The 14,379-nt window shown below is 68.9% G+C and carries 17 protein-coding genes; 16 read left to right on the forward strand and 1 reads right to left on the reverse strand.

Features of this window, described 5'->3' with window-relative positions; translation table 11 throughout:
• The 12 genes from rplO to truA all read left to right on the forward strand — a co-directional run bounded on the left by rplO (position 1) and on the right by truA (position 8,498).
• Positions 1 to 456, forward strand: a complete 456-nt coding sequence (gene rplO, locus ABT095_RS32995) for a 50S ribosomal protein L15 (protein ID WP_350533237.1) — start codon at positions 1 to 3, stop codon at positions 454 to 456.
• Between the two features lie 316 nt (positions 457 to 772).
• Positions 773 to 2,083 (forward strand): preprotein translocase subunit SecY, encoded by a 1,311-nt coding sequence (gene secY / locus ABT095_RS33000; RefSeq protein ID WP_350533238.1) that lies wholly within the window; start codon positions 773 to 775, stop codon positions 2,081 to 2,083.
• Entirely contained in the window at positions 2,083 to 2,745 is a 663-nt protein-coding gene (locus tag ABT095_RS33005; protein ID WP_350533239.1) for an adenylate kinase, read from the forward strand. The genes secY and ABT095_RS33005 overlap by 1 nt, the downstream gene beginning before the upstream one ends.
• A 144-nt stretch (positions 2,746 to 2,889) precedes the next feature.
• Positions 2,890 to 3,729: a type I methionyl aminopeptidase gene (gene map, locus ABT095_RS33010; RefSeq protein ID WP_350533240.1), complete on the forward strand. Its 840-nt coding sequence runs from the start codon at positions 2,890 to 2,892 to the stop codon at positions 3,727 to 3,729.
• A 57-nt stretch (positions 3,730 to 3,786) separates the two neighbouring features.
• Positions 3,787 to 4,209, forward strand: coding sequence for a large conductance mechanosensitive channel protein MscL (mscL, locus tag ABT095_RS33015; RefSeq protein ID WP_350533241.1), 423 nt, complete (start codon positions 3,787 to 3,789; stop codon positions 4,207 to 4,209).
• A gap of 127 nt (positions 4,210 to 4,336) precedes the next feature.
• Positions 4,337 to 4,558: a translation initiation factor IF-1 gene (infA, locus tag ABT095_RS33020; RefSeq protein WP_003956442.1), complete on the forward strand. Its 222-nt coding sequence runs from the start codon at positions 4,337 to 4,339 to the stop codon at positions 4,556 to 4,558.
• A 34-nt stretch (positions 4,559 to 4,592) separates the two neighbouring features.
• Entirely contained in the window at positions 4,593 to 4,706 is a 114-nt protein-coding gene (rpmJ, locus tag ABT095_RS33025; protein ID WP_003956441.1) for a 50S ribosomal protein L36, read from the forward strand.
• 176 nt (positions 4,707 to 4,882) lie between these two features.
• Complete coding sequence (gene rpsM / locus ABT095_RS33030; protein WP_350533242.1) at positions 4,883 to 5,263, forward strand: 30S ribosomal protein S13; 381 nt, start codon at positions 4,883 to 4,885, stop codon at positions 5,261 to 5,263.
• Between the two features lie 72 nt (positions 5,264 to 5,335).
• Entirely contained in the window at positions 5,336 to 5,743 is a 408-nt protein-coding gene (gene rpsK, locus ABT095_RS33035) for a 30S ribosomal protein S11 (protein ID WP_014136257.1), read from the forward strand.
• A 130-nt stretch (positions 5,744 to 5,873) separates the two neighbouring features.
• A complete protein-coding gene (locus ABT095_RS33040; RefSeq protein ID WP_030055844.1) occupies positions 5,874 to 6,896 on the forward strand; it encodes a DNA-directed RNA polymerase subunit alpha in 1,023 nt (340 codons plus the stop codon).
• A gap of 127 nt (positions 6,897 to 7,023) precedes the next feature.
• Complete coding sequence (rplQ, locus tag ABT095_RS33045; RefSeq protein WP_350533243.1) at positions 7,024 to 7,503, forward strand: 50S ribosomal protein L17; 480 nt, start codon at positions 7,024 to 7,026, stop codon at positions 7,501 to 7,503.
• A gap of 71 nt (positions 7,504 to 7,574) precedes the next feature.
• Positions 7,575 to 8,498: a tRNA pseudouridine(38-40) synthase TruA gene (gene truA / locus ABT095_RS33050; protein ID WP_350533244.1), complete on the forward strand. Its 924-nt coding sequence runs from the start codon at positions 7,575 to 7,577 to the stop codon at positions 8,496 to 8,498.
• 39 nt (positions 8,499 to 8,537) lie between these two features.
• On the opposite strand, the gene ABT095_RS33055 is transcribed toward truA, so the two are convergent.
• Positions 8,538 to 9,737, reverse strand: a complete 1,200-nt coding sequence (locus ABT095_RS33055; RefSeq protein ID WP_350533245.1) for a hypothetical protein — start codon at positions 9,735 to 9,737, stop codon at positions 8,538 to 8,540.
• A gap of 105 nt (positions 9,738 to 9,842) precedes the next feature.
• Between ABT095_RS33055 and ABT095_RS33060 the strand changes: the two genes are divergently transcribed.
• The 4 genes from ABT095_RS33060 to glmM all read left to right on the forward strand — a co-directional run bounded on the left by ABT095_RS33060 (position 9,843) and on the right by glmM (position 14,253).
• Complete coding sequence (locus tag ABT095_RS33060) at positions 9,843 to 11,507, forward strand: ABC-F family ATP-binding cassette domain-containing protein (protein WP_350533246.1); 1,665 nt, start codon at positions 9,843 to 9,845, stop codon at positions 11,505 to 11,507.
• A gap of 211 nt (positions 11,508 to 11,718) precedes the next feature.
• The gene (rplM, locus tag ABT095_RS33065) at positions 11,719 to 12,162 is read left to right on the forward strand and encodes a 50S ribosomal protein L13 (protein WP_104816556.1); all 444 of its coding nucleotides are present in this window, start codon (positions 11,719 to 11,721) and stop codon (positions 12,160 to 12,162) included.
• 44 nt (positions 12,163 to 12,206) lie between these two features.
• Positions 12,207 to 12,716 (forward strand): 30S ribosomal protein S9, encoded by a 510-nt coding sequence (gene rpsI, locus ABT095_RS33070; protein WP_350533247.1) that lies wholly within the window; start codon positions 12,207 to 12,209, stop codon positions 12,714 to 12,716.
• A 172-nt stretch (positions 12,717 to 12,888) separates the two neighbouring features.
• Complete coding sequence (gene glmM, locus ABT095_RS33075; RefSeq protein ID WP_350533248.1) at positions 12,889 to 14,253, forward strand: phosphoglucosamine mutase; 1,365 nt, start codon at positions 12,889 to 12,891, stop codon at positions 14,251 to 14,253.
• Positions 14,254 to 14,379 lie beyond the last annotated feature (126 nt).

Genomic DNA, 14,379 nt, shown 5'->3' on the forward strand with positions numbered 1-14,379 from the left:
ATGTCGGACACCAACCCGCTCAAGCTCCACAACCTGCGTCCCGCCCCGGGTGCCAAGACCGCCAAGACCCGTGTCGGTCGTGGTGAGGCGTCCAAGGGTAAGACCGCTGGTCGTGGTACCAAGGGCACCAAGGCCCGCTACCAGGTTCCGGCGCGCTTCGAGGGTGGGCAGATGCCCCTCCACATGCGTCTGCCGAAGCTGAAGGGCTTCAAGAACCCGGCCCACAAGCAGTTCCAGGTCGTGAACCTGGACAAGCTGGCCGAGCTCTACCCGGCTGGTGGCGAGGTCACCGTGGCCGACCTGATCGCGAAGGGCGCCGTTCGGAAGAACGAGCTCGTCAAGGTCCTCGGCCAGGGCGAGATCTCCGTCGCGCTGCAGGTGACGGTTGACGCCGTCTCCGGCTCCGCCGCCGAGAAGATCACCGCCGCCGGCGGTACGGTCACCGAGCTCCTCTGAGCTAGCTGACTTACTCGAAGCCCCGTATCTCCCTTGGGAGGTACGGGGCTTCGTGCTGCACGGGGGCTGTAGCGGCCGGGCTCTTAGTGTGTCAAATCCGGGCATCCCGTACCCCGTCAGTGGGGTGGTGGCCACACACGCTTCTTCCCGGTACCCACACACTGTTAGAGTCCGTGGAGTTCCCTTGTAGGCTGCGCCCAGGCTTGCCCTGGCGGCCCCGAGGGAACCCCGCAAGCCCAGGGCCCCACCGGGCCCGCTCCCCACTCATCAGGACCGACCCTCCCGCCGACGACGTGCGGGGGGCGCAGGAGGCACCGTGCTCAGTGCGTTCGCGCGGGCGTTCAAGACGCCCGACCTGCGCAAGAAGCTGCTCTTCACGCTGGGCATCGTGGCTCTGTACCGGGTCGGTGCGCACATTCCCGTGCCTGGCGTGGACTTCAAGGCCGTCAACCAGTGCATCAGCGCGACCAAGAGCAGCGGCCTCTTCGGCCTCGTCAACCTCTTCAGCGGTGGCGCGCTGCTGCAGTTGACGATCTTCGCGCTCGGCATCATGCCGTACATCACGGCCAGCATCATCCTCCAGCTCCTCACCGTGGTGATCCCGCGGCTCGAGGCCCTGAAGAAGGAGGGCCAGGCCGGCACCGCGAAGATCACGCAGTACACCCGCTACCTGACCATCGCCCTCGCCGTGCTCCAGGGCACCGGCATCGTGGCGACGGCCTCCAGCGGTGCGCTGTTCTCCGGCTGCCCGGTGGCGAACGAGATCGTCCCGGACACCTCGGTGTTCCGGATCGCCACCATGGTCATCACGATGACCGCCGGCACCACGGTGATCATGTGGCTCGGTGAGCTCGTCACCGACCGCGGCATCGGCAACGGCATGTCCATCCTGATCTTCACCTCGATCGCCTCCGGCTTCCCCGCCTCGATGTGGGGCATCAAGCAGTCCGGCAAGATCGGTGGCGGCTGGGTCGAGTTCTTCAGCGTCATCGCCGTGGGCGTCGTCGTGGTGATCCTGGTCATCTTCGTCGAGCAGGCCCAGCGCCGGATCCCGGTGCAGTACGCGAAGCGCATGATCGGCCGCCGGGCCTTCGGCGGCACCTCGACCTACATCCCCCTGAAGGTCAACCAGGCCGGTGTCATCCCGGTCATCTTCGCCTCGTCCCTGCTGTACATCCCGTCGCTGGTGGTCCAGCTGACCAACAGCCAGGCCGGCTGGGCGACGTGGGTGCGGACGAACTTCGTCAAGGGTGACCACCCGATCTACATGGCCACCTACTTCGTCCTGATCGTCTTCTTCGCCTTCTTCTACGTCGCGATCTCGTTCAACCCCGAGGAAGTCGCCGACAATATGAAGAAGTATGGTGGCTTCATCCCGGGCATCCGGGCCGGCCGCCCGACTGCCGAGTACCTTAACTACGTGCTTACCCGCATCACGTGGCCTGGTTCGCTGTACCTGGGGCTGATCGCCCTGGTTCCGCTGATCGCCCTGGTGGCCTTCGGCGCACAGACCAACTTCCCGTTCGGCGGTACCAGCATCCTCATCATCGTCGGTGTCGGACTCGAAACTGTGAAGCAGATCGAGAGCCAGCTCCAGCAGCGTAATTACGAAGGGTTCCTCCGCTGATGCGTATCGTCCTCGTCGGACCTCCCGGGGCCGGGAAGGGTACTCAGGCGCACCTGCTCGCCAAGACCCTGTCCATCCCCCACATCTCCACCGGCGACCTCTTCCGGGCCAACATCGGCCAGGGCACCGAGCTCGGCAAGGCTGCCAAGTCCTACATGGACGCCGGCCAGCTGGTGCCGGACGAGGTGACCATCGGGATGGCCAAGGACCGGATGGCCCAGGCCGACGCGGCCCAGGGCTTCCTCCTCGACGGCTTCCCGCGGAACCTCGCGCAGGCCGAGGCGCTGGACGGGATCCTCGCCGAGTGGGGTATCAAGCTCGACGGGGTGCTGGACCTGGAGGTCCCCGAGGACGAGGTCGTCAAGCGCATCGCCGGTCGCCGGCTGTGCCGCAACGACGGCAGCCACGTGTACCACGTGGACTACAACGCCCCGGCTGTCGAGGGTGTCTGCGACGAGTGCGGCGGCGAGCTGTACCAGCGCGCCGACGACACCGAGTCGACGGTCCGCAACCGGCTCGACGTCTACCACACGGAGACCGAGCCGATCATCGCCTACTACCAGGCGCAGGGTGTGGTCTCGACCATCTCCGCGCTCGGCAAGGTGAACGAGGTCACCGACCGCGCGATCGAGGCGCTGAAGAGCGACAGCTCGGCCGGCTGACACAGCTGAAGAGTTTTTTCCTACGCCGTACGGCCGTGGCACCCCGCTCGGGGCGCCACGGCCGTACGGCGTCGTACGGTGGTAAGAGTGTGCACGGCCGTCCGGCAAGGACCGGGCGGCGACGACTTTGGAAGGCGTGACCAGATGGTGGAGATCAAGACCCCCGAGCAGATCGCGAAGATGCGGGTGGCCGGGCTGGTCGTCGCCGAGGCGCTCAAGGCCTGCCGCGAGGCGGTGGCCCCCGGGGTGAGCACCCAGGACCTCGACGACATCGCGTCGAAGGTGATCGCCGACCACGGCGCCACCTCCAACTTCCGCGCCGACCACGGCGGCCTGTGGTTCCCCGGCGTGATCTGCGCCTCGGTGAACAATGAGGTCGTGCACGGCATCCCCGGCCCCCGGGTGCTCCAGGAGGGCGACGTCATCTCGATCGACTGCGGCGCCATCGTGGACGGCTGGCACGGAGACGCGGCCATCACCGTCGCGGTCGGCGAGGTCCGCCCCGAGGTGGAGATGCTCAGCCGGGTCACCGAGGGCTCGATGTGGGCCGGCATCGCCCAGATGAAGAAGGGCAACCGGCTCTCCGACGTCTCCAAGGCGATCGAGGGCTTCATCCGCCGCCAGCCCCTGCCGCCCAAGGGCAAGTGGGGCATCACCGAGGGCTACGGCGGCCACGGCATCGGCACCGCGATGCACATGGAGCCGCACGTGCTGAACTACGTCGAGCGCGGCCGCGGCCGCGGCCCGAAGCTGATCCCCGGCACCGTGCTGGCGATCGAGCCGATGGTCTCGCTCGGCACCCCGCACACCGAGGTGCTCGAGGACGACTGGACGGTCGTCACCACCGACGGCACCTGGGCCTCGCACTGGGAGCACTCGGTGGCCGTCACCGAGCAGGGCCCGCTGGTGCTGACCGCCTTCGACGGCGGCAAGGCGCAGCTGGCGGCGCTCGGCGTCACCGCCGCTCCCGACCCGCTGGGCTGAACCGGTATTGTCTGGGGCTTGACCGCAGGCAAAATCGGACAATAGGGGTGGTACCCAGTGCTCAAGGGCTTCCGTGACTTCTTGATGCGCGGCAACGTCGTCGACATGGGCGTCGGCATCGTGATCGGTTCGGCGTTCACCGCCGTGGTCACGGGCTTCGTCAAGGCCTTCCTCACCCCGCTGGTCGGGGTCGTGGTCGGGGCCACCGGTGACTTCAGCACCTACAAGTTCACCGTGGTCGGGGTCACGTTCCCGTACGGCGAGTTCCTGAACGTGCTGATCGCGTTCATGATGACGGCCGCGGTGCTCTACTTCTGCGTCGTGCTCCCGGTCACCAAGGCGACCGCGCGCTACATGCCGAAGAAGCCCAAGACGCCCAAGCGCCCCTGCCCGGAGTGCCTGACCGAGATCCCCGAGGCGGCCACCCGGTGCTCCGCGTGCACCGCCGTCGTCGGCAAGGTCGGCGTCCACGTCATGTAAGATGGACTGTCGGCTCACTCGTAGCGTGCTTCAGCACGCCCTCTTCCCTTCGGGGTCGGGGTGAACCCAGGTTCGCACGAGCGTGCCGCATACGGTAGCCGTCCCCGGAAGGTGGATCTCGCAGTTCATGGCAAAGAAGCAAGGCGCCATTGAGATCGAGGGCACCGTGATCGAGTCTCTCCCGAACGCCATGTTCAAGGTTGAGCTGCAGAACGGTCACAAGGTCCTCGCGCACATCAGCGGCAAGATGCGTATGCACTACATCCGCATCCTCCCGGATGACCGGGTCGTCGTGGAGCTCAGCCCCTACGACCTGACTCGCGGCCGGATCGTCTACCGCTACAAGTAAGAACGTTCAGATCTAGACCCGGAGAACCTGAATCATGAAGGTCAAGCCGAGCGTCAAGAAGATCTGCGACAAGTGCAAGGTGATCCGCCGCCACGGCCGGGTCATGGTGATCTGCGACAACCTGCGCCACAAGCAGCGCCAGGGCTGATCGCTCCCCAGCATTTCTCGTAGTACTTCGCGCGACGCGCACCACGTCATACGCGGGCTGCCCGATCCGTCCCTCGAGGACGGACTGCCACCCCCGGTACAGAGGCCGGGGCTCCTTGTCGAGAGACATCGAGTAGGTAGCACGTAAGACCTCTGAAAGAACCACAGGAGCCTTGAATGGCACGCCTCGCCGGCGTTGATCTCCCGCGTGAGAAGCGGATCGAGATCGCCCTCACCTACGTCTACGGCATCGGCCGTACCCGCGCCCAGCAGTCGCTGGCCGAGACCGGTGTGAACCCGGACGTCCGCGTCCGCGACATCTCCGAGGACGACCTCGTCAAGCTCGCGCAGTACATCGACGCCAACTTCACGGTCGAGGGTGACCTCCGCCGCGAGGTGGCCGCCGACATCCGCCGCAAGGTCGAGATCGGCTGCTACGAGGGTCTGCGTCACCGCCGCGGTCTGCCCGTCCGCGGCCAGCGCACCCACACCAACGCGCGTACCCGCAAGGGCCCGCGTCGCGCGATCGCCGGTAAGAAGAAGCCGGGCAAGAAGTAGTCCGTCCCGTAACCGGACATCCCTCCGGCCCGCGGGTCAGCGGACCGACCACCTCAGTAGGAGAACAGACTTATGCCCCCCAAGGGTCGTCAGGCTGCCGGCGCGAAGAAGATCCGCCGCAAGGAAAAGAAGAACGTCGCTCACGGGCACGCTCACATCAAGAGCACGTTCAACAACACCATCGTTTCGATCACCGACCCCTCGGGCAACGTGATCTCCTGGGCCTCCGCCGGCCACGTCGGCTTCAAGGGCTCGCGCAAGTCCACCCCGTTCGCCGCGCAGATGGCCGCCGAGGCCGCCGCGCGTCGTGCGCAGGAGCACGGCATGCGCAAGGTTGACGTCTTCGTCAAGGGTCCGGGCTCCGGCCGCGAGACCGCGATCCGCTCCCTCCAGGCCACCGGCCTCGAGGTCGGCTCGATCCAGGACGTCACCCCCACCCCGCACAACGGCTGCCGTCCGCCGAAGCGTCGCCGCGTTTGATCCGGCGCCTTCGGGCTGGTTGGTCGCTTTAAACCTCGTACGGGGTCCGGTTTCGAGCCGGACCCCGTACGCTGGTTCTGTTCGGCATCAAATAGTGGGTGCCGAGTCCTACCTGTGAGGATCTGAAAACATGCTGATCGCTCAGCGTCCTTCGCTGACCGAAGAGGTCGTCGACGAGTTCCGCTCGCGGTTCGTGATCGAGCCGCTCGAGCCGGGCTTCGGCTACACCCTCGGCAACTCTCTCCGCCGCACCCTCCTCTCCTCGATCCCCGGCGCCGCTGTCACCAGCATCCGGATCGACGGTGTCCTGCACGAGTTCACCACCGTGCCGGGTGTCAAGGAGGACGTGACCGACCTCATCCTCAACATCAAGCAGCTGGTCGTCTCCTCGGAGCACGACGAGCCGGTCGTGATGTACCTGCGCAAGCAGGGCCCGGGTGTGGTCACCGCCGCCGACATCGCGCCCCCGGCCGGTGTCGAGGTGCACAACCCCGAGCTGGTCCTCGCCACGCTGAACGGCAAGGGCAAGCTGGAGATGGAGCTGACCGTCGAGCGCGGTCGCGGCTACGTCTCCGCCGTGCAGAACAAGGCTTCCGGCCAGGAGATCGGCCGCATCCCGGTCGACTCGATCTACAGCCCCGTGCTGAAGGTCACCTACAAGGTCGAGGCCACCCGTGTCGAGCAGCGGACCGACTTCGACAAGCTCATCGTCGACGTCGAGACCAAGCCCGCCATGCGCCCCCGTGACGCCATGGCCTCGGCCGGTAAGACCCTGGTCGAGCTGTTCGGTCTCGCCCGCGAGCTGAACATCGACGCCGAGGGCATCGACATGGGCCCGTCCCCGACGGACGCCGCCCTGGCCGCTGATCTCGCCCTGCCGATCGAGGAGCTCGAGCTCACCGTTCGGTCGTACAACTGCCTCAAGCGCGAGGGCATCCACACCGTGGGTGAGCTCGTCGCCCGCTCCGAGGCCGACCTGCTCGACATCCGCAACTTCGGTGCGAAGTCGATCGACGAGGTCAAGGCGAAGCTGGCCGGCATGGGCCTGGCGCTCAAGGACAGCCCGCCCGGGTTCGACCCGACCGCCGCCGCCGACGCCTTCGGCGCCGACGACCTGGACGACGCGGGTTACGCGGAGACCGAGCAGTACTGAGTTTGGACGGGGGCGGCCCTCGGGTCGCCCCCTGTTCGATGTTGTGAGACCAAGCCGCCTGAGCACAGTGCGCAGGCGCCCGCTCCGGTACCTGATACGGCCGGAGTCGGAGATTTAAGGAGCTACCATGCCCCGTCCCGCGAAGGGTGCCCGCCTCGGCGGCGGCCCGCACCACGAGCCGCTGCTGCTCGCCGGCCTCTGCCGGGAGCTCTTCCAGTACGGCCGCATCACCACGACCGAGGCCAAGGCCCGTCGGATGCGCCCGCTGGCTGAGAAGCTGATCACCAAGGCCAAGAAGGGCGACATCCACAACCGTCGCATCGTCCGCAAGACGATCACCGACGTGGCTGTGCTGCACACCCTCTTCACCGAGATCGCGCCGCGCTACGAGAACCGCCCCGGTGGTTACACCCGCATCACCAAGATCGGCACCCGTCGTGGCGACAACGCCCCGATGGCCGTGATCGAGCTGGTCGAGGCGCTCACCGTCGCGCAGACCGCCGTTGGCGAGGCCGAGGCCGCCACCAAGCGTGCCTCGAAGGAGGCTGCCGCCGAGGACGCTGCCGCCGCCGTCGAGACCCCGGCTGACGAGGTCGAGACCGCCTGACACCGCCAGGTGTGAGCTGGGCCCGTTCCCCCTTCGGGGAGCGGGCCCGTTCTCTATGTACGGGAGTAGATGTGGTGAACGACTGCGCCGAGCGGCCGCCGGTGAAGGACGGCCCGGCGGACGGGTACGTGCGCATCCGGCTGGACCTGGCGTACCACGGGGCGGAGTTCTCCGGCTGGGCGCGGCAGCGCGGCGGGCAGCGGACGGTGCAGGAGGAGATCGAGAGCGCGCTGCAGATCGTCACGCGCAGCTCCGAGCTCTACCCGCTGACCGTGGCCGGGCGCACCGACGCCGGGGTGCACGCGCGCGGGCAGGTGGCGCACGTGGACCTGCCGGTCGAGCTGTGGGCCGAGCACGGGGAGAAGCTGCGGCGGCGCCTGGCCGGGCGGCTGCCGGCGGACGTGCGGATCTTCCGGGTGGCCGAGGCCCCGGCGGGCTTCGACGCGCGGTTCTCGGCGATCTGGCGGCGGTACGCGTACCGGGTGGCCGACCACCCGGGCGGGGTGGATCCGCTGGTGCGCGGGCACGTGCTCTGGCACGACCGGCCGCTGGACATCGAGAAGATGAACCAGGCGGCGAAGCTGCTGCTCGGCGAGCACGACTTCGCGGCGTACTGCAAGAAGCGCGAGGGCGCGACCACCATCCGCACCCTGCTGGAGCTGCACTGGGACCGCGTGCCGGTGGACGGCTACGGCACCCAGGAGGGTTCGCTCGCGGTGGCCACCGTGCGGGCGGACGCCTTCTGCCACAACATGGTCCGGGCCCTGGTGGGCGCGATGCTGCTGGTCGGGGACGGGCACCGGCCGGTGGAGTTCCCGGGCGAGGTGCTGGCCGGCGGGGTGCGCAACTCCGCGGTCAACGTCATCCGTCCGTACGGGCTGACGCTGGAGGAGGTCGGCTACCCGGCCGACGACCAGCTCGCCGAGCGGAACCGGACGGCCCGGCGGATGCGCACCCTGCCGGGCCAGGAGCCGCAGACGCCGCAGGCCGACTGACCAGGGGTCAGTCGGCCTGCGGAAGGGCGCTCGGGCCGCTCAGTGGCTGGGGCTCGGCGAGGTGCTGAGGGTGGCCGAGGGGCTGGGCGGCGGCGGGGGAGCCTGGCCGGCCGCCTGCAGCTCCTTCAGCTCGGACTCGCCACGCTCCGTCAGGAACTGGCGGGCGAAGTACGCGAGGTCCGAGCTGGCCTGCAGCGAGGCCGTGTCGCCGGCCACGGCGGGGGAGTTGTCGGTCTTGCCCGCGATGGTGAAGAAGACGAACCGGCCCAGCGAGTCCTGGCTGCTCACGCAGGTGACGCCGCGGCAGAAGGCCGGCGTGATGCCCGCGCCCGAGAGGGAGAGCAGGCTGCCGGTCTTGGAGGCCTTGACGGTGTCGGCCTGCGCGGCGGTGGAGAACTCGGCGATGCCGAGGGTCACGCCGACGCCGCCGTTGAGGTAGGTCGCCCGGTGCACCTTGACGCAGTTGTTGGTCGTGAGCACCGCCGCGAGGTCGGGGGTGACCGGCTGGGCGCAGCCGCCGGTCTTGGTGCCCTCGGTCGCGGTGCGGGCGTAGCTCTGACCCCGGATGACCACGTGGTCCAGCGGGAACAGCTTGGCCTCGGTGGTCGCGGACCCGTCGTACTTCTCGTCGCTGAGGACTTCGAGCACCGACTTCGGCCCCGCGATGGTGTGGGTCGGCGAGGGGGTGACGGTGGGCTTCGCGATCGGCTTGGTGTCGTCCCCGGACTTGTTGACGGCGAGCACCACGCCGCCGGCCACCAGGGCGGCGACGACCACGCCGATGCCCAGGCCCAGGCGCAGCTTGCGCTTGCGGGCGTCCGTCTCCTGCTGCTCGGCCATCGACTGCCAGTCGGGCTCGGCGGGGGCGGCGGGCTGCGGCTGCGGCTGGTAGCTGTAGCCGCCGCTCTGCTGCGGCGGGTACTGCTGGGGGTGCTGTTGCTGCGGGTAGCCGTAACCGGACTGCGGCGGCTGCTGGTTGTACGGGTCCTGGGGCTGCCCGAAGCCGTACGCCTGCTGCTGCGGCGGCACGGCCTGCGGGGGGAAGCCCCCGAGCTGCTGCTGGCCGGGGTGGACCGGCTGCTGCTGGACCGGCGGCTGCTGCTGCACCGGCTGCTGCTGCATCGGCTGCTGTTGCTGATGCGGCGCCAGCTGGTAGTCCTGCTCGGGCTGCTGGGCGGCCTGCTCCGGCTGCTCGTGCTGCTGTCCTGACTCCGGGGTCCCCGCCCAACCATCGCTCATAAGCGCGAATATTAGGGCATGGGCCCGACGCTGCCTCGGGCGAGTGCCGGATCGGTACCGAAATGCATTTGGGCACCGGCCCCCCGGCGTAGCAAAATCCGACCTATGGGACACGTCGAGATTTCGCACCTTGAGTACTACCTGCCGGACGGGCGGGTGCTGTTCGACGACGCGTCCTTCCGGGTCGGCGAGGGTTCGGCCGTCGCGCTGGTGGGGGCCAACGGCGCGGGCAAGACCACGCTGCTGCGCATGATCGCGGGGGACACCCAGTCGCACGGCGGCTCCGTCACGGTGAGCGGCGGGCTCGGCGTGATGCGCCAGTTCGTCGGCACCACCGGGCGGGAGGACGCCAAGCAGACCCCGGGCGCCCTCCCGGCCGACGCCTCCGTCCGTGACCTGCTGGTCTCGGTCGCACCGGAGCGGATCGCCAAGGCGGCCCGCGCGGTGGACGCCGCGGAGCTGGCGATGATGGCCCAGGAGGACGAGAAGACGCAGATGGCCTACGCCCAGGCGCTCTCGGACTGGGCCGACGTAGGCGGCTACGAGTACGAGACCACCTGGGACGTCTGCACCATGGCGGCCCTCGGCACCCCCTTCGACCGGGCCCAGTTCCGCGGCCTGAACACGCTCTCCGGCGGTGAGCAGAAGCGGCTCGTCCTGGAGGCGCTGCTGCGCGGGCCGGAGGAGGTCCTGCTGCTCGACGAGCCGGACAACTACCTGGACGTGCCGGGCAAGCGCTGGCTCGAGGAGGCCATCAAGGCCACCCCCAAGACCGTGCTGTTCATCTCGCACGACCGCGAGCTGCTCTCCCGCTGTGCCGACAAGATCATCAGCATCGAGTCGGGCTTCGGCGGGGGCGGCAGCAGCGTCTGGGTGCACGGTGGCGGCTTCGACTCCTTCCACGAGGCCCGCAAGGAGCGCTTCGCCCGCTTCGAGGAGCTCGGCCGCCGGTGGGACGAAGAACACGCCAAGCTGAAGAAGCTGGTGGTCAACCTGCGCCAGGCGGCCTCGGTCAGCCACGCGCTCGCCACCCGCTACGCGGCCGCGCAGACCAGGCTCAAGAAGTTCGAGGAGGCCGGCCGCCCGGAGGAGCCGCCCCGCGAGCAGAACATCACCATGCGGCTCAAGGGCGGCCGCACCGGCGTGCGCGCGCTCACCATCGAGCAGCTGGAGCTCACCGGTCTGATGAAGCCCTTCGACCTGGAGGTCTTCTACGGCCAGCGGGTCGCCGTGCTGGGCTCCAACGGCTCCGGCAAGTCGCACTTCCTGCGGCTGCTCGCGGGCGACGAGACGGTCAAGCACTCCGGCGGCTTCCGCCTGGGCGCCCGCGTGGTGCCCGGCCACTTCCGCCAGACCCACGCCCACCCCGAGCTGCTCGGCCGCACGGTGCGCTCGATCATCGAGGAGGAGCACGCGCTCAGCCGCGGCGCCGCGATGGGCGCGCTGCGCCGGTACGAGCTGGACCGGCAGGAGGAGCAGAAGTTCGAGTCGCTCTCCGGCGGCCAGCAGGCCCGCCTGATGATCCTCAAGCTGGAGCTCGACGGTGTGACGGCCCTGCTGCTCGACGAGCCCACCGACAACCTCGACCTGGAGAGCGCCGAGGCGCTGCAGGAGGGCCTGGAGGCCTTCGAGGGCACGGTGCTCTGTGTGACGCACGACCGGTGGTTCGCCAAGACCTTCGACCGCTTCCTGGTCTTCGGCAGTGATGGGAACGTGTACGAGTCGCCCGAGCCGGTCTGGGACGAGCAGCGCGTCAGGCGCGATCGCTGAGCGTTTTTGACCCGTACGAGTCCGGCCGGTAGGCTGGGCGCTTGTTGTGCGTATTGGCTCGCTCCATCTCACGTGAGAGGTCGGTACGCCGGAGACACCCAGGCCGACGACCAGCGGCTCCCCCTTGAATTGCGTCCAAGTGGGACCAGGCTGATCTCCCGCCCAGGTGCTCCTGTCAGGACACACTCACTGAAAAGCGAAGGCTACGACCGTGCGTACGTACAGCCCCAAGCCCGGCGACGTCCAGCGTCAGTGGCACGTCATCGACGCGACCGACGTCGTGCTCGGCCGCCTGGCCTCCCAGGCCGCCAACCTCCTCCGGGGCAAGCACAAGGCGATCTACGCGCCGCACGTTGACACTGGTGACTTCGTCATCATCATCAACGCCGACAAGGTGCACCTCTCCGGGAACAAGAAGTCCCAGAAGCTGGCCTACCGCCACAGCGGCTTCCCGGGCGGTCTCCGCTCGGTCCGCTACGACGACCTCCTTGCCAACAACCCGGAGAAGGCCGTCGAGAAGGCCATCAAGGGCATGGTTCCCAAGAACTCCCTGGGTCGTCAGATGCTCTCGAAGCTCAAGGTCTACTCGGGCGACGTGCACCCGCACGCTGCCCAGCAGCCGGTGCCGTTCGAGATCACCCAGGTCGCGCAGTAATTCCGGCCACAAGCCCCCCCATCACTGAAAAGCTGAGGAACACCGTGGCCGAGACTGCCATTGAGACCCCCCTCGAGATCGAGGACGACTTCGACGGTTCCGTCGAGGAGTTCACCTCCGAGGAGACCTACACCTCCGAGTCCCTGGCCGGCCGCTTCGGCGAGGCCATCCCCGGCGCCGGCCTCGGCCGTCGCAAGGAGGCGATCGCCCGCGTGCGTATCGTCCCGGGCACCGGCAAGTGGAAGATCAACGGTCGCACCCTGGAGAACTACTTCCCCAACAAGGTGCACCAGCAGACCGTGAACGAGCCCTTCAAGCTCCTCGAGCTCGACGGCCGTTACGACGTTGTCGCCCGTATCTCGGGTGGCGGCGTCTCCGGTCAGGCCTACGCGCTGCGCCTCGGCGTCGCCCGTGCGCTGAACGAGGCGGACGTGGACAACAACCGTCCCGCCCTCAAGAAGGCCGGTTTCCTCATGCGTGACGCGCGTGCCGTCGAGCGCAAGAAGGCCGGTCTCAAGAAGGCCCGCAAGGCGCCGCAGTACAGCAAGCGCTAATCACCTCCGCCGGGGGGCGTGCCATCTCCGATGGCCCGCACCCTTGGGTGCAGGTGTACGCCCCGGAGCACCCCGTGTGCTCCGGGGCGTCGTGCTTTCTCTCCCCGTGCGCCTGTGCGGAGGCGGGGGAGGCAGAGATGATCCGGGTACGGGCAAGACGGAAGGCCAGGCAGTGGGACGACTCTTCGGTACGGATGGTGTGCGCGGTGTGGCCAATGAGGGCCTGACCGCCGAACTGGCGCTGGGGCTCTCGGTGGCCGCCGCGCACGTTCTCGGCGATGCGGGGGCCTTCGACGGGCACCGCCCGGTCGCGGTGGTCGGCCGTGACCCGCGTGCCTCCGGAGAGTTCCTCGAGGCGGCCGTGATCGCCGGCCTGGCCAGCGCCGGCGTGGACGTGCTGCGGGTCGGCGTGCTGCCGACCCCGGCTGTGGCGTACCTCACCGGCGCGCTCGGCGCCGACTTCGGCGTGATGCTCTCCGCGAGCCACAACGCCATGCCGGACAACGGCATCAAGTTCCTGGCCCGCGGCGGCCACAAGCTGGACGACGCGATCGAGGACGCCATCGAGGCGCACTACGACCGCTACGGCGTGGGCGACGAGGACTGGAAGCGCCCGACCGGCGCCGCCGTCGGCCGCGTCCGCCAGTACACGGAGGGCTTCGACAAGTACGTCGCCCACCTGGTCGCCGTGCTGCCCAACCGCCTGGACGGCATCAAGGTCGTCATCGACGGTGCCCACGGCGCGGCCGCCCGGGTCGCCCCCGAGGCCTTCGCCCGGGCCGGTGCCGAGGTCGTCTACACCCTCGGCGCCGAGCCGACCGGCCTCAACATCAACGACGGCGTCGGCTCCACCCACCTGGACAAGCTGCGCGCCGCGATGCTGGAGCACAAGGCGGACCTCGGCATCGCGCTCGACGGCGACGCCGACCGCTGCCTGGCCGCCGACGCGGACGGCGAGGAGGTGGACGGGGACCAGATCCTCGCCATCCTGGCCGTCGCGATGAAGGAGGCCGGCACCCTGCGGCGCGGCACCGCCGTGGCCACCGTGATGTCCAACCTGGGCTTCAAGCTGGCGATGGAGCGCGAGGGCATCGAGCTGGTGCAGACCGCGGTCGGCGACCGGTACGTGCTCGAGGAGATGAAGCAGCACGGCTTCGCGCTGGGCGGCGAGCAGTCCGGTCACGTCATCCTGCTCGACCACGCGACCACCGGCGACGGCACGCTGACCGGCCTGATGCTCGGCGCCCGCCTGGCGGCCACCAAGCAGACGCTGGCCGACCTCGCCTCGGTGATGACGCGGCTGCCGCAGCTGCTGATCAACGTCAAGGGCGTCGACAAGGCCCGGGTCGGCTGCTCGGCGCCGCTGGCGGCGGCGGTCAAGGAGGCCGAGGAGGAGCTGGGCTCCACCGGGCGCGTCCTGCTGCGGCCGTCGGGGACGGAGCCGCTGGTGCGGGTCATGGTCGAGGCGGCGGACCAGGTGCAGGCGAAGGCCGTGGCGGAGCGGCTCGCCGAGGCCGTCCGTACGCACCTGGGCTAGGAAAAGCAGGGGCGCGGGGAACTGCGCTGCCAGCCCTCCACGGAGCGCCGGGGTGGAAGGGGGAGTCGGCGGGGATCGTGAGAAGCAGGTGCATGCCGATGTCGGTGATCACCCGGATGATGCGCA

The organism is Kitasatospora sp. NPDC002227 (genome assembly GCF_040296285.1).
Lineage (GTDB): Bacteria > Actinomycetota > Actinomycetes > Streptomycetales > Streptomycetaceae > Kitasatospora.